The sequence below is a fragment of the Streptomyces sp. SID10853 genome (genome assembly GCF_010548145.1).
Classification (GTDB): Bacteria; Actinomycetota; Actinomycetes; order Streptomycetales; family Streptomycetaceae; genus Streptomyces.
In genome coordinates this window covers 41,790-56,279 of the sequence record NZ_JAAGLN010000014.1, presented here as the reverse complement: position 1 = coordinate 56,279, position 14,490 = coordinate 41,790, and the positions used below count along the sequence as shown (strand labels likewise).

Sequence of the window (14,490 nt, the reverse complement as noted above, 5' to 3'; positions counted from 1 at the left end):
GCACCGGGCGGTCCTCGTCCGGCCAGGGCGCCACACACACCATGGCGTGCAGCCCGTCCGCGCCCGGCCCCAGCGCCGTACGCAGCGCGGCCACCGCCATGTCGCGCGGCCAGCCGCTCTCGGCGGTGAGCACCGCCCGGAACTCACGGGACAGCCCGGCGCCCGCCTGCGCCTCCTCGAACAGCAGGTCACCGATGCGGGCGGTCACCTCCATGGCCGCCGCCAGCCGGCTGTCGGTGGGGCCGGGGTCGGAGTCCAGCAGCCAGACATAGCCGTACACCGTGCCCCGATGGCGTACCGGCAGACAGATCCGGCCACGGAAGACCCCGGCCTCCGGCGCCGCGGGGATACGGACCGGGCCGGTGGCACGGGCGATGCCGAAGTCCTCGAACCAGGAGCGGACGGCCGGGGTGGAGCGCCGGGTGAGGATCGAGCGGGTGCGGACCGGGTCCATCTCGCTGTCGTCCTCGCTGTTGTGCGCCCCGAAAGCGATCAGCCCGAAATCCCGGTTCTCCAGGGTCGCGGGGGCGCCGAGCAGCGCCGAGATCTCGTCGGCCAGTTCCTGGTAGTCACCCTTCACCCTGGCATTCTCCCACCCCCTTCAGACATATGTCTGAGATCCAGTCCACGGATGCGTGACAGCTGTCGATGGCAGAACACCGGAGCGGTCCTTAAGTTTCGAAGTGGTTCTCCGTGCTGTACCGGTCCGATTCGGTCGTGCCGCTACGGTCCTCGTTCGTACTTCTGGTTTGGAGGTGCCCCGTGCTGGCTCCCGTGATCCTCGCCGCGGCGCGAAGTGACAAGATGCGCCGGTTCATTTCGGCCGCCCCGGGTACCAAGCAGGTCGTCGACCGCTTCATCGCCGGTGAGACGGTCGAACAGGTCGTCCCGGTCATCGAGGACGCCGCCGACAAGGGCCTTGAGGTCACCCTCGACGTGGTGGGTGAGGACATCACCACCCCCGCGCAGGCCACCGCCGCCCGCGACGCCTACCTGGAGCTGGTCGGCCGCCTCAAGGACCTCGGCCTGGGCGGGAAGGCCGAGGTGTCGGTCAAGCTGTCGATGTTCGGCCAGGGCCTGGAGGGCGGCCACGAGCTGGCGCTCGCCAACGTCCGCCGGGTCGTCGAGGCCGCCGCAGCCATCGGCACCACGGTTACGCTGGACGCAGAGGACCACACCACGCTCGACTCGATGTTCGCCATCCACGAGGAGCTGCGGAAGGACTTCCCGCAGACCGGCTGTGTCATCCAGGCATATCTGTTCCGTACCGAGGACGACGCCCGCAGGCTCGCGGCGGCCGGCAGCCGGGTCCGGATCGTGAAGGGCGCCTACAAGGAGCCCGCATCCGTCGCGTACCAGGTCAAGGCCGAGATCGACAAGGCGTACGTCCGGATCCTGAAGATCCTCATGGACGGCGACGGCTACCCGATGATCGGGTCCCACGACCCGCGTCTGATCGCCATCGGCCAGGAGCTGGCCCGCAGGGCCGGGCGCAAACTGGATGAGTACGAGTTCCAGATGCTGTACGGCATCCGCAGCGACGAGCACATCCGGCTCGCGGCCGAGGGCCACCGGATGCGCGTCTACACGGCGTACGGCACCGACTGGTACGGCTATTTCATGCGCCGCCTCGCGGAGAAGCCGGCCAACCTGCTGTTCTTCGGCCGCTCCGTGCTCACCAAGGGCTGACCTGCCCGGCTGACCACACCACCTCAGACACAAAGGAGACAAGGCACTCATGGACGCTGTGACCCAGGTCCCCGCGCCGGTCAACGAGCCGGTTCACTCCTACGCGCCGGGCTCCCCGGAGCGCGCGCGTCTCGAAGCCAAGCTCAAGGAACTGGCCGAGAACCCCATCGACCTCACCATGACCATCGCCGGTGAGAAGCGGATGGGCGGCGGCGAGCCGTTCACGGTCGTCCAGCCGCACGACCACCGGTCCGTCATCGGCACCGGTGCGCACGCCACGCAGGCCGACGCCCAGGACGCGATCGACGCCGCGCTGGCCGCCGCCCCCGCCTGGCGCGCGATGTCCTTCGACGACCGCGCCGCGATCATCCTGCGCGCCGCAGAGCTGCTCTCCGGCCCGTGGCGCGAGACGATGGCGGCCTCGACCATGCTCGGCCAGGGCAAGACGGCCCAGCAGGCCGAGATCGACACCCCCTGCGAGCTGGTCGACTTCTGGCGCTTCAACGTCAAGTACGCCCGTGACCTGCTGGCCGAGCAGCCCCCGGCCAACTCCGCGGGTGTCTGGAACCGGCTGGACCACCGGCCGCTCGAAGGCTTCGTCTACGCGATCACGCCGTTCAACTTCACGGCCATCGCGGGCAACCTGCCGACCGCCCCGGCCCTGATGGGCAACGTGGTCGTCTGGAAGCCGTCCCCGACGCAGACCCACGCGGCCGTCCTGCTGATGGAGCTGCTCACGGAGGCCGGCCTCCCCAAGGGCGTCATCAACCTGGTGACGGGCGACGGCATCGCGGTCTCCGAGGTCGCGCTGAACCACCGTGACCTCGCGGGCATCCACTTCACCGGTTCCACCCCCACCTTCCAGTACCTGTGGAAGACGGTCGGCGAGAACATCGGCAAGTACCGCACCTACCCGCGCCTTGTCGGTGAGACCGGCGGCAAGGACTTCGTGGTCGCGCACCCCAGCGCCGACCGCGCCGTGCTGAAGACCGCGCTGACCCGCGGCTCGTTCGAGTACCAGGGCCAGAAGTGCTCCGCGTCCTCGCGCGCGTACGTCCCGGCCTCGATCTGGAACAGCGGCTTCCGCGAGGAGTTCGCCGCCGAGGTCGACGGCATCGCCGTGGGCGACGTCACCGACCTGTCGAACTTCATGGGCGCCGTCATCGACGACCGGGCGTTCGCCAAGAACAAGGCCGCGATCGACCGGGCCAAGGCCGACCCGACCTGCACGGTCGTCGCGGGCGGTACGTACGACGACTCCGTCGGCTACTTCGTACGGCCCACGGTCATCGAGTGCACCGACCCGGCGAACGAGGTGTTCACGACCGAGTACTTCGGCCCGATCCTCGCCGTCCACGTCTACGACGACAGCCAGGACGGTTCGTACGACGCCATGCTGGAGCAGATGGAGTCGGCCTCCGACTACGCGCTGACCGGCTCGGTCATCGCCTCGGACCGCGCCGCTGCCGCGCACACGATGGAGAAGCTGCGCTACGCGGCGGGCAACTTCTACATCAACGACAAGTCGACCGGTGCCGTGGTCGGCCAGCAGCCCTTCGGCGGCGGCCGCGCTTCGGGCACCAACGACAAGGCCGGCGCCCCGCAGAACCTCCAGCGGTGGACCCTGACCCGGGCCATCAAGGAGACCCTGGTCCCGCCGACCGAGTACACGTACCCCCACCAGGGCTGATCACCGGCCCACCCTGAGACACCGCCCCCTCCCGGTCCCCCGCCGCGAGGGGGCGGTTCCATGCCGGGCGCCGGGTACCCCATGGACCTCCTGTGCCCGCCGGTCTGCAATCCGGTGGCCCGCACGGGCGGTGACGGCGCACTCTTGCGGCATGGCAGAACAGACGACAGGGCACCGCGACGCCACGATGCCCACCACGACACCGCACACCGCCGAGCCCCGTACCGGCGGGCCGCACACCGCCGAGCCCCTTACCGCCGGGCCGCCCGCCGACGAGCCGCACACCGCCGAGCCCCTTACCGCCGGTCCGCCCGCCGACGAGCCGAAGCACCGCATCCGGGCGCTGTACACCGAGTCGACGGTCACGGTCTACCAGGCGTACACCCCGGCGATCGGCATCCCGGCGGCCCGCGACGGGCGGTTCCCCGCGGCCTGGAAGCGGGACCGGATGACCTGGGTCAAGCCCTCGTTCCTGTGGATGATGTACCGCTGCGGCTGGGCGGCGAAGGAGGGCCAGGAGACCGTACTGGCCGTCGAGATCAGCCGGTCCGGGTTCGACTGGGCGCTGCGCCACGCCTGCCTCTCCTCGTACGAGCCGACCGTCCACGCCGACCAGGCCGTCTGGAAGCGGGAGTTGAAGCAGTCCCCGGCGCGGGTGCAGTGGGACCCCGAGCGGGACCTGCGGCTCCGGCCGCTGCCGCACCGCTCGCTGCAGCTCGGACTCTCCGGTGACGCCGCCCGCCGGTACGCCGACGAGTGGACCGTGTCGATCACCGATGTGACCCCGCTGGTCCACCGGATCCATGGGCTGGTCCTGGCCGGTGACGAGAGCGGTGCGGCCGCGCTGCTGCCCCCGGAGCGGCCCTATCCGTCGCACGGCGGGCTGCCGTCGGCGGTGCTTCCCGGCGGTGCGGACGGGGCCGGCGGTGCGCGCGGTCCGGGCGGGTCCGGTGTGCGTGGTGCGGGCGCCGATGGCGGTACGGACACCCCCGGCGCCCCCGCTCCGAGCGGCCGGTAGTCCCCAACAGGGGGCGTACGGTGAACCGTTCGGGGCGCGCGTGGCGTCCTTCACACCGGGCGCGCGCCCGCCGCATCCGGGCGCCCCGCCCGCCCGCCGGTCTGTCGGCCGGTGCGTCGCAGTCAGGGGGAGAACGCTGTGGAGCCCGCAACACTCGCCACCAAACTTGCCTCAAGTGTCGTCGTACCGCTGGTGAAGAAGCTCTTCGTCCAGGAGGGGCCGGGCGCGGGGGTGGTCGACCGTCCCGTACGGATCTCCGGCCTGGTCTCCTTCCGGGGCGAGAAGCGGACCCTCGGCCGCCGTGACCTCACCGCACTCGCGCAGACCCTGGTCGAACGCGCGCTGCAGTCCGCAGGCCCCGGGGAGCGGCCCATCGGCGCGGACGAGGAGCAGGCGGTCGCCGACGCGGTGTCCAGGACCCTGGGCGCACTCGGCACCATCGAGATCGACGACCTGCAGGCGGTGCGGCTGGGCACCAGGGAGTTCGCGGGGCTGCTCACCGCCGCCGAACCGGGGGCCGGCCGCGAGCTGTCCGCCGACGGAGCGCGGTTCCACGCGGCTCTCGTGGAGACCGCCTGCCTGCACATCCTGCACTTCTTCACCCAGCGCTCCACCTTCGTCGCGTCGTCGCTCGTGGAGCAGACCCGCCAACTGGGGCGGCTGAGCGAGCAGATGGGCGTGCTGACCCGGCGCTTTCCCGGCCGGTCGGCCGAGGACACCGCCTTCGAGGAGAGGTACGCGCGCGACATCATCGCGGGCCACAACCACCTGACCATCTTCGGGATAGAGCTCGCCCACTCGCCGGACAGCTGGCCGCTGGACACCGCCTACCTCAGCCTGGAGGCGGAGTTCGGCGCCACCGGGGCCGCCCCGCCGCAGCCCGCGCTCCCGGCCGAACAGGCGCTGTCCGGCCGGGACCGGGTGCTGCTGCGCGGGGTGGCGGGCTCCGGGAAGACGACCCTCGTGCAGTGGCTGGCGGTGGCGATCGCCCGGGACGCCCTGCCCGCGAAGCTGGCCGGGCTGCGCGGCCGGGTGCCTTTCGTGCTGCCCGTACGGCGGTTCGGCGACGGCGGGTTCCCGGTGCCCGACGAGTTCCTCTCCGCCGCCCGCTACCCCGGCGCGGGCTCCCAGCCGGCGGGCTGGGCCGACCACGTCATGTCCGACGGGCGTGGGCTGCTCCTGGTCGACGGCATAGACGAGTCGTCCGAGGAGGACCGCGAGCAGCTCCGCCACGAACTGCGCAGGCTGCTCGCCCTCTACCCGGGCAATGTCTGGCTGCTGACCTCGCGGCCCTCCGCCGTACGGGAGAACTGGCTGGCGTCCGAGGGCTTCACCGAACTGGTGCTCTCGCCGCTCAGCCGCGAGGGGGTCGCCGCGTTCATCCAGCGCTGGCACCGGGCGGCCCGGGAGGGGGCCACCGACCTCGACCGGCTGGAGAACTACGAGCAGACCCTGCTGGGCGCGGTCCGGCTCAACCGCGATCTGGGCCGGCTCGCCACCAACCCGCTGATGTGCGGGCTGATCTGCGCCCTGCACCGGGACCGCCGCGGCTATCTGCCGCGCGGCCGCAAGGCGCTGTACGACGCGGCCCTGTCCATGCTGCTCGAACGGCGCGACCGGGAACGCGACATGCACCCCACCGACGGCATCGACCTCACCCAGGAGCCGAAGGTCCAGCTGCTCCAGAAGCTCGCCCACTGGATGCTCGTCAACGGCCGCTCCGAGATGGACCGTTCGGTCGCGGTGGACACCCTCGCCCAGCATCTGCCGGCCATCCCGCACGCAGCCGAGCAGGGCGGTCCCGAGGAGATCTACCGCCATCTGCTCAACCGGACGGGGCTGCTGCGTGAGCCCACACCCGGCTCGGTGGACTTCGTGCACCGGACCTTCCAGGACTATCTGAGCGCCCGCGCCGCCGTGGAACGGCACGACTTCGACTTCCTGATCAACCACGCCCACCAGGACGACTGGGAGGAGGTGGTCCGGATGTCGGTGGCACTCGCCAGGCCCGACGAGTGCGCCTATCTGCTGGACGGACTGATCGCCGCACGCAAGGGCGCGCGCCCGGTGGAGTCCCGGCACCGCAAACTGCTCGCGGCGGCCAGCCTCGAACACGCGACGGAGCTCGACCCCGCCGTACGGGCCAGGGTGCACCGCTACACCCGGGACCTCGCCAGGCCGACCACGCTCGAAGGGGCCCGTGCGCTCGGCTGGATCGGGCCGATCGTCCTGGAGATGCTCCCCGACCCGGCCACGGTCTCCGACGACGAGGCGCACCGGCTCGCGGTCACCGCGACATCGGTGGCGGACGACCGGGCCATCGGCTATCTCGTGCGGATGCGGGACCGCTCGTCGTGGGCCGTGCGCTCCCAGTTGGCGGGGGCCTGGCGGCGCTATGACACCGACACGTACGCGGACGAGATCATCGCCCATCTCGACGAGGACGGGCTCGACTTCCCGGTGTCGGACCTGTCGGAGCTGCATGCGCTGCGGCGGCTGGGCGGACGGCCGCGGGTGCAGATCTCCGGGATGTTCACACCGGACCAACTGCTGGAGGAGATCGTCGCCGAACGGCTGACCGGGCTGTGGCTCGCGTACGACCTGGGGGTGGGCCTCGACTGGCTGAGCGCGTTCCCGCACCTCACCACGCTCCGGGTGAGCGAGGGGGTGGTGCGGAGCCTCGACGGCGTACCCGACGGGATCGAGACCGTCACGGTGTGAATGTGACCGTGAGGTGCCGCGATGGTGATGGTCCGGTGTTCACGCGCAACTTCGTTCACCTTTCGCGCATCCAAGTGTTGATACGCGTTCATGACCTCATACAGGAGAATCATTTTGCGTCACCGCATCAGCTCCGTGTCCGCCGTCGCGGCCGCTCTGCTTGCCGTAACCCTCGCACCGGCCGTCCAGGCGCAGGCCGCTGACGCGGCAGGCCCGTCCCTCGTGGTGTCCGAGCTGTCCAGCGATCCCTGGAAGCCGGGCGAGGTCCGGACGGACTCCCTGACCTTCACCAACCAGGGCGACGCACCCGCGGACGGTGTCACGATGCGCCTGCGGATCACGCGCGGTCTGGCCTTCCCCGAGCACGCCGCCGGCTGCACGTACTCCACCGACAGCGACCAGGTCTCCGTGGCCGTCTGCCACTACGACAAGGTGCTTGAGCCCGGTCAGCACTTCACGGCGCCCGTCGACTTCAAGGTGCTGCCGAAGGCGCTGCTGGAGAACGTGGAGTACGGCACGGGCACCGCGGGCGGCGACCCGGCGTCCGGGTCGACCGACACCAGCTACCGCTCGCTCCCGGTCACCGCCGACAACACGGCCGACCTCGCCGCGGTCGGCGACACCGCGAAGGGCAAGCCGGGCGACCAGGTCACCGTCACGGCCGGGCTGCGCAACGACGGCCCCGGCTGGATCGACGACAACACCAGCGACGACCAGCCCGCCGTGATGGTCGACATCCCCGAGGGCACGACGGCTGTCGAGGTCCCGAAGGACTGCATGCCCTTCGGTATCGACGGCCCGAGCGGGCCTTCCGCACCGGGCAAGCGGAAGTACGTCTGCCTGCCGCCCGAGCACATCTACGAGGTGGGCTCGCTCAACGCGTACAAGTTCGTGCTGCGGATCGAGAAGGGCGCGAAGGACACGTCGAGCGAGGTCAAGGCCACGTCGGTGTACGACATCCACCCGGCCTTCGACAAGAACCCCTCCAACGACAAGGCGAAGCTCACCCTCGACGTCACGGACCCCGCACCGGGCAACGGCTCGGGCTCCGGTTCGTCGAGCAGCACCAACGGCAGCTCGTCGACGGGCGGTTCGTCCTCGGGCACGACGACGGATGGTGCGCACACCGGAGGCACGGCCACACAGAGCGGAACCCACGCCCAGTCCACCGGCGGCACGGGCACCTCGGGCTCCACCTCCACCACGGGCGGCGCCACGACGGGCGGTGACGCGACCGGCACGATGGCGTCGACCGGCGCCTCCAGCAACACCCCGCTGCTCACGGGAGCCGGCGTGGCCGCGGTGGCGGCGGGCGGCGCCCTGGTGTTCGCCCTGCGCCGCAGGAACGCGGCCAAGGTGCAGTAGCCCGCACTTGGCGGGTCCTGAAGAGCGCAGGGTGACGAGTGGCGAGGGACGCCCCGGATTGCTCCGACAGCTATGCAAAGTCGGGGCGAGCCGGGGCGTTCTGGTGTCTGGGCGGCCCCTGTAACGAGGTGTCGGAGGGACATCGCCGCAGGTGCGTCCAGACAGGCGCATGGCTTCCTCGCGGGTGTGCGGCGGCAGCGCGCAGCTCACCTCAAGGAGGTCACGGAGGCCGAAGCCGACACCGAGCGGCGATTTCTCGCCGGGCGGATGGGCTGAGAGCCCCTGTGGCACGCCGGTACGAGTACGATCCTCTGACTCAAAGGACCCTCGCCTCACCGGGAGTTACGAGTGAACCGCAGTCATGTCCTGCCCGCCGTCGTCTCGCTCACGGCGGCCGCTGCGCTGTTGCTGACCGGATGCGGAGGCGGAAGCAAGGGGTCGGACAACGACAAGGGTGCGGGCGCGGATGACGGGGGAACGAAGAAGACGGCGGCGCCGAGTAAGCCTGAGGCGAGTAACGCTCCCGCTATCGACCGGCCGGATGTGAGCCTTCCTGGAGACGTCAAGTTTGTGTTCACCACACCCCGTCTGAAGGACCCGGTCCGGACCGCGGCTCTGGGAGACGCGGAGAACTTCATCCGTGCCGTCGAGCACGGAATCGTCAAGCAAAACAAGAACGACCCCGCGTACAAGTTCTACTCCGAATTCCAGAGTCCCGCCCAGGAGTATGCGCGGGATCAGATCACTCAGCATGCTGATGCGGGATGACTGTCACCGGGGAGCGGAAATACTACGACCCCAAGGTGCAGTCGGTCGGAGGCAAGAAGAGCCTTGTTGTTACTTTCTGCAGCGACGGATCGAAGCTCTACAGCAAGAACGTCAAGAGCGGAGAAGTCACCCGGACCACCAAGAGCGTCAAGGACTTCTACTTCTGGCAGATCGGCATGAGTGCTGCGGACGGCGTCACTGGCCTCTGGCGTGCCGAGGAGGTCAAGGTGCAGGGGGAGGCCGCGCAGTGCATGTGACGGGGATACGCAAGCCGGTCCTGGTCTGCTATCGGTAGCGCGCGGCTTTGGGTGATCGCTGTCCCTGCCCGTGCTGAAGACTCCAGCAATTCCGGTAAGGCGTCAGAGTGTCCGCCACCCATGACCCGGATCTCGCAATGATGTCCGGAAGGGAGAGCGGCAGATGCAGGTCCCAGGGATCAAGGTCAGTCTCGCCCCGGCCGGTGCCAGCAAGGTGAATCTGCCGACCTGGGCATGGCTGGACAAGGCCGACTTCAAGCCTGTCTCCGTCACCGCCTCGCTCGATGTCGCCGGCTTTCATGCCGAGGCCACCACCACGGCCGAGCCGGACGCGCTCCGTCTGGACCCCGGCGTCGACGACGCGCAGGTGCTTCCCGCGTCCGGTGAATGTGCCATGAAGAACGGCTCCATCGGTCAGCCGTATGCGCCGGGCAAGGCGAATCTGACTCCGCCGTGCGGCGTTGTCTACCAGCGCTCTTCGGGAGATGGCACCTTCAACCTGCGCCACCGCCACCTGGAAGATCAGCTGGACGGGGACCGGTGGTGCGGGAGGCACCCTGCCCGACGGTGAGTACGGCGACGATCAGCCCGTCAGGGTCCAGGAGATCCAGGCCGTCAACCGCTGAGCCCGCCGCGCGTCAACGGCCCGGGGAGAAGGGTGTTCGTTCCCGGCCCCTCAGTCCTCGATGCCCCGGATCACATCCCGTTTGACCCGGTGCCAGCCGAGGAAGCCGCCGATCGGTACCGCGATCGCGGCACCGATCAGGATCGGGAGTGCGGCGGCATCGGCGCCGAAGTGGATGACCGTGAACGTCGCCGCGCCCGAGACAGCCGCCGCCAGGCCCGCCTGTTTCAGTTTTCCGCGGGAGCGGTCACCGAAGAACAGGTGCTGGTCCGGGGGGCCCGGGGCGGCGTTCAGGGCGGCGTCCGGGCCCGCTTCGGCGGCCCTGGGGCGCTTGAAGTACATGAAGAAGAACCAGTGCCCGCACGGTTCCCAGCCGTCGGGTGCGAGGCCGGTCGTGAGGGTGTCGCGCTCCGCCGCGTTGTTCGCGGCCTCCCGCCGGTACTCCCAGCGCAGTGCCGCGTCCCGGTCGCGGCGGCAGACGAAACGGCCCAGCCGGTCCAGGCCTTCGACCTCCCAGCCCTGGTCCCCGTAGAAGTTCAGATGCCTGCGGTCCGTGTAGATGTCGCAGGTCCACTTCCAGGTCTCGGCTCCGGCTCCCGGTTCCCCCGTCCCGCCGCCCCCGGTGAGTCGTTCCGCGAAGAGTCCTGCCGGGCCGAACTCCTCCTCCGGGCCCCTGCCGGTCTCCGCGAGATAGCCCGAGAGGTCCGCGACGGTGGCCGCCACCTCTTCCCCGGGTCTGCCGTGCGAGCGCAGTGCGGCGGCGAGTTCGTCGAAGTATCGCGTCATGACATGTCCCCTGTTCCCCCTGGATACAGCGTGGCCTGCACGGCTCTGTGGAACTCCAGCCAGGAGGCGCTCTGTTCGGCAAGGGCCCGCCGGCCGGCCGCGGTGAGGCGGTAGTAGCGCCGCCCCGGCCCCCGCTCCGTGGCCCGGAACTCCCCGGAGGCCAGTCCGGCCTCTTCGAGCCTGTTCAGTACGGGATAGAGCGTCCCGCCCTTGATCTCGCCGAGCCCGGCGGAGGCAAGCGCCTTGGTGATCTCGTATCCGTAGCTCTCGCCGTTGGTGAGGCAGGAGAGAACGAGGAGGTCCAGAACGCCCTTGAGCCAGCTGGATCTGCGGTCGGCGGCCATACGAACAGTGGACCACTACCTAGATAGGTATGCAACCTAGATCGCCATGCCGGTTCATGATCGCGTCTCAGATAGTAGGAAGTCCGAGTAATTGTGGAGACAGGACGGCCCGGCTCCCCTAGCTTTATAGAAGCCGAACGTCTCGCTCGACCCAGCGACTGGCGGTCGTGAGCAGCGCCCCTGTGCAGGTAACCCCTGCGGCGCCCGCTCCCCGCCTCCTCCGGCGCATCGATATCCCCCTTGCTTCAAGGAGTCGATCCCCATGGCCGAGACGACAGTCCGCCGCGTCCGTCACACCGCCCGCGCAGCTCGTTCGGGCGAGTCCGACCGCAAGAACGCGGCAGCCGCCCTCCAGCGTGCACTCGACCGCCGTGACAACGGCGGCTCCACCGGGCACTGAAACCGCCCCGCGCCTTGCGGCGCAGGGCGGTTGCGAAGGTCCTCGCCGGAGCCGTTCGTAGAGCGTTCAGCGGCCCCGGCGGATCTCGAAGTGGTCGATGCGCTCGCCTGATTCGGCGAGCGCGCTGACCTTGAGCGCCGCCTGCCGGCCGGTCGTCACCTCTACCGCGAGGAACGAGTAGCCGGTGTAGCGCACCCGCGACCACTCCACGGTCTCGGTCGCCTTCGCGCCGCCCTTCACCCAGTGATAGGTGGGCACGCTCTCCTGCTCGTGGAGGTGGCCCTCGTAGCTGTCCGGCGCCGGGAAGTCGTACAGCGACTTGCCCGCACCGCCCGCGGTCACGTACACGATGCCGTCCCGCGTCGGGTCCGTCCGCTCGCCGACCGGCACCTTGCGCGCGACCTTGTTCCGCAGGATCGCGTCCGTGCGCTCGTACACATGGTTGTGGCCGTTGATGACCAGGTCCACCTGGTGCTTCTCGAAGAGCGGCACCCACTCGTCCCGCACCCCGCCCTCCGACGCGTGCGAGTTCGTCGTCGAGAACGCGCAGTGGTGGAAGAAGACCACGACGAAGTCGATGTCGCGGTTCGCGCGGAGTTCGGCCAGGCGGCGGTCAAGCCAGCGGGTCTGCTTGCCGCCGCTGATGCCGTAGTTGGCGGGGATCTCGTACGAGACGTCGTTGGCGTCCAGCGCCACGACCCCGACATTGCCGTGCACGAACGAGTACACACCGGGCTGGTTGACCGGGTCGGGGCCGTTGTCCGGCAGTGTCCAGCGGGCGTTCTGGCCGCCGTAGCCGTCGGGGGAGTACCAGGCTTCCATGTCGTGGTTGCCGGTGGTCACCATCCACGGCACCGTCTTCGCGACGGTCTCCGTCTGCGCCAGGAACTGGTCCCAGGTGCGGGCGTCGTAGGCGTCCGTCTCCTGGCCCGAGCCCGACGGGTCCGCGTAGCAGATGTCGCCCGCGTGCAGATGGAACGCCGGGTTCTGGCCCAGGAGCAGCTGGTCGTTGCCGAGCGCGTGGTAGCTGACGCCCTGGTCGCCGAAGGCCGTGAAGGTGAAGGACTCGGCGCGGGACGGCGCGGTGCGGAAGGTGCCGAGCGTGCCCAGATTGCGGCGGTCGGCCGGGTCGAAGCCGTCGTGCCCGACGCCGTAGTAGTACGTCGTCCCCGCCCGCAGCCGGTCGAGTCCGGCGTGTACGTAGAACTGCTCGGCTGCGGCGATCTTGCCGCCGTTCAGGCTGGGCGTCGTCAGGTGCCGCACCTCGGCGCTGATCTTCCGGCTCAGGTCCCAGGGCGATGTGCCGATCCGGATGTACGGCCGCTTCACCGCGAACGGGACCTGCCAGGAGACCCGCATCTGTGTCCTGGGGTCGGCGCCGTAGGCGAGGTGCCTGCCGAACGGTGCGACCAGCGAGCCGTCGACGGCCGGCGTGGAGTGGGCGGGGGCGTGCGCCGGAGCCGACCGCACGGGTGCGGCGTACGCGGACTGCGCGCCCAGCGCGGTGCCGGCACCGGCGACGGTGACCGCGGCACCCGCCGCTGTCGTACGGAGCACTCCGCGCCGGCTGAGCCGGGTGCGGAGGTACTCGTGCTGCTCGGCCATACTCATCCGGCCGGCGAGCTTCTCGGGGATACCGAAACGAGGTGTGTCCATGGCCGCCAAGGTGCCCGGTCCGGCTGTCGGGCTCCTGCCGCACGGGTGAACGGCGCCCGTACAGCAGATCACATGTCCGGATACTGGACATGTGATGTCATCCCCTGGGACGCGCAGTAGGGTGCCGTCATGTCTCGCAGCCTCAATCTCGCAGTGATCCCCGGTGACGGCATCGGCCAGGAAGTCGTGGCCCAGGGCCTCAAGGTCCTGAACGCGGTCCTTCCTCAGGATGTGAAGCTGGAGACCGAGGAGTACGACCTCGGCGCCCAGCGCTGGCACCGCACCGGTGAGACCCTCCCGGACGCCGAACTGGAGTCGCTGAAGCGGCACGACGCGATCCTGCTCGGCGCGATCGGTGACCCGTCGGTCCCGTCGGGCGTCCTGGAGCGCGGTCTGCTGCTCAAGCTCCGCTTCGCCTTCGACCACTTCGTCAACCTCCGCCCCTCGAAGCTGTTCCCGAACACCGCGACCCCGCTCGCCGGCCGCCCGGACATCGACTTCATCGTGGTCCGTGAGGGCACCGAGGGTCCGTACACCGGCAACGGCGGCAGCCTCCGTACCGGCACGCCCGCCGAGATCGCGACCGAGGTCAGCGTGAACACGGCGTACGGCGTCGAGCGCGTCGTCCGCGACGCGTTCGCCCGCGCCCAGGCACGTCCGCGCAAGAAGCTGACGCTGGTGCACAAGAACAACGTCCTCGTCTACGCCGGCCACATGTGGAAGAACATCTTCGACAAGGTGAGCCAGGAGTTCCCGGACGTCACCACCGACTATCTGCACGTCGACGCCGCGACGATCTTCTTCGTCACCCAGCCCGAGCGCTTCGACGTCATCGTCACCGACAACCTCTTCGGTGACATCCTGACCGACCTTGCCGCTGCCGTGACCGGCGGCATCGGCCTGGCGGCATCCGGCAACATCAACCCGACGGGTGCCTTCCCGTCGATGTTCGAGCCGGTGCACGGTTCGGCGCCCGACATCGCGGGCACCGGCAAGGCCGACCCGACGGCCACGATCCTCTCCGTCGCCCTGCTGCTGCGCCACCTCGGCCACGAGTCCGAGGCCGCCCGCATCGAGGAAGCGGTCTCCGCCGACCTGGCGGAGCGCGGTACCGAGCCGCGTACGACCGACGAGATCGGCGACGCGCTCGCGGTACGAGTAGCGGGCTGAC

The 14,490-nt window shown here is 69.8% G+C and carries 11 protein-coding genes and 3 pseudogenes; 10 read left to right on the top strand and 4 right to left on the bottom strand.

Annotated features, from left to right (window positions below):
- A pseudogene (locus tag G3I19_RS05495) lies at nucleotides 1–580 on the bottom strand (PucR family transcriptional regulator); the annotation flags it as partial.
- A 182-nt stretch (nucleotides 581–762) separates the two neighbouring features.
- Here G3I19_RS05495 and G3I19_RS05490 point away from each other — a divergent pair.
- The 8 genes and pseudogenes from G3I19_RS05490 to G3I19_RS05455 all read left to right on the top strand — a co-directional run.
- On the top strand, nucleotides 763–1,689 hold the full coding sequence (locus tag G3I19_RS05490) for a proline dehydrogenase family protein (RefSeq protein ID WP_164260058.1): 927 nt from the start codon (nucleotides 763–765) through the stop codon (nucleotides 1,687–1,689).
- A 49-nt stretch (nucleotides 1,690–1,738) separates the two neighbouring features.
- Nucleotides 1,739–3,379 carry an L-glutamate gamma-semialdehyde dehydrogenase gene (gene pruA, locus G3I19_RS05485; RefSeq protein ID WP_164260055.1) on the top strand — a complete coding sequence of 547 codons (1,641 nt, stop codon included), beginning with the start codon at nucleotides 1,739–1,741 and terminating at the stop codon, nucleotides 3,377–3,379.
- A gap of 334 nt (nucleotides 3,380–3,713) precedes the next feature.
- Nucleotides 3,714–4,253, top strand: a pseudogene (locus G3I19_RS37280) (DUF4291 domain-containing protein); the annotation flags it as partial.
- 282 nt (nucleotides 4,254–4,535) lie between these two features.
- Nucleotides 4,536–7,118 (top strand): NACHT domain-containing protein, encoded by a 2,583-nt coding sequence (locus tag G3I19_RS05475; protein WP_164260053.1) that lies wholly within the window; start codon nucleotides 4,536–4,538, stop codon nucleotides 7,116–7,118.
- A gap of 114 nt (nucleotides 7,119–7,232) precedes the next feature.
- Nucleotides 7,233–8,483 (top strand): LAETG motif-containing sortase-dependent surface protein, encoded by a 1,251-nt coding sequence (locus G3I19_RS05470; RefSeq protein ID WP_164260051.1) that lies wholly within the window; start codon nucleotides 7,233–7,235, stop codon nucleotides 8,481–8,483.
- A 348-nt stretch (nucleotides 8,484–8,831) separates the two neighbouring features.
- On the top strand, nucleotides 8,832–9,251 hold the full coding sequence (locus G3I19_RS05465) for a hypothetical protein (protein WP_164260050.1): 420 nt from the start codon (nucleotides 8,832–8,834) through the stop codon (nucleotides 9,249–9,251).
- A 35-nt stretch (nucleotides 9,252–9,286) separates the two neighbouring features.
- On the top strand, nucleotides 9,287–9,508 hold the full coding sequence (locus tag G3I19_RS05460; protein WP_164260048.1) for a hypothetical protein: 222 nt from the start codon (nucleotides 9,287–9,289) through the stop codon (nucleotides 9,506–9,508).
- Nucleotides 9,509–9,668: 160 nt separating this feature from the next.
- Nucleotides 9,669–10,134 (top strand): annotated as a pseudogene (locus G3I19_RS05455) (hypothetical protein); the annotation flags it as partial.
- 50 nt (nucleotides 10,135–10,184) lie between these two features.
- Here G3I19_RS05455 and G3I19_RS05450 read toward each other — a convergent pair.
- Both G3I19_RS05450 and G3I19_RS05445 read right to left on the bottom strand, forming a co-directional pair.
- Complete coding sequence (locus G3I19_RS05450; RefSeq protein WP_164260044.1) at nucleotides 10,185–10,919, bottom strand: hypothetical protein; 735 nt, start codon at nucleotides 10,917–10,919, stop codon at nucleotides 10,185–10,187.
- Complete coding sequence (locus tag G3I19_RS05445; protein WP_164260042.1) at nucleotides 10,916–11,263, bottom strand: helix-turn-helix transcriptional regulator; 348 nt, start codon at nucleotides 11,261–11,263, stop codon at nucleotides 10,916–10,918. The genes G3I19_RS05450 and G3I19_RS05445 overlap by 4 nt, the downstream gene beginning before the upstream one ends.
- A gap of 262 nt (nucleotides 11,264–11,525) precedes the next feature.
- Here G3I19_RS05445 and G3I19_RS36800 point away from each other — a divergent pair, with 262 nt between their 5' ends.
- On the top strand, nucleotides 11,526–11,663 hold the full coding sequence (locus tag G3I19_RS36800; protein ID WP_203599203.1) for a hypothetical protein: 138 nt from the start codon (nucleotides 11,526–11,528) through the stop codon (nucleotides 11,661–11,663).
- Nucleotides 11,664–11,729: 66 nt separating this feature from the next.
- On the opposite strand, the gene G3I19_RS05440 is transcribed toward G3I19_RS36800, so the two are convergent.
- Entirely contained in the window at nucleotides 11,730–13,319 is a 1,590-nt protein-coding gene (locus G3I19_RS05440; protein ID WP_164260040.1) for a metallophosphoesterase family protein, read from the bottom strand.
- A 129-nt stretch (nucleotides 13,320–13,448) separates the two neighbouring features.
- On the opposite strand from G3I19_RS05440, the gene G3I19_RS05435 reads away from it, so the two are divergent.
- Complete coding sequence (locus tag G3I19_RS05435; protein ID WP_164260039.1) at nucleotides 13,449–14,489, top strand: 3-isopropylmalate dehydrogenase; 1,041 nt, start codon at nucleotides 13,449–13,451, stop codon at nucleotides 14,487–14,489.
- Nucleotide 14,490: the final 1 nt, after the last annotated feature.

Bases quoted from the DNA above. Each gene is read 5' to 3' on its own strand.
- pruA (WP_164260055.1), top strand. From the start codon at position 1,739: ATGGACGCTGTGACCCAGGTCCCCGCGCCGGTCAACGAGCCGGTTCAC.
- G3I19_RS05450 (WP_164260044.1), bottom strand. From the start codon at position 10,919: ATGACGCGATACTTCGACGAACTCGCCGCCGCACTGCGCTCGCACGGC.
- G3I19_RS05445 (WP_164260042.1), bottom strand. From the start codon at position 11,263: ATGGCCGCCGACCGCAGATCCAGCTGGCTCAAGGGCGTTCTGGACCTC.
- G3I19_RS36800 (WP_203599203.1), top strand. From the start codon at position 11,526: ATGGCCGAGACGACAGTCCGCCGCGTCCGTCACACCGCCCGCGCAGCT.
- G3I19_RS05440 (WP_164260040.1), bottom strand. From the start codon at position 13,319: ATGGACACACCTCGTTTCGGTATCCCCGAGAAGCTCGCCGGCCGGATG.
- G3I19_RS05435 (WP_164260039.1), top strand. From the start codon at position 13,449: ATGTCTCGCAGCCTCAATCTCGCAGTGATCCCCGGTGACGGCATCGGC.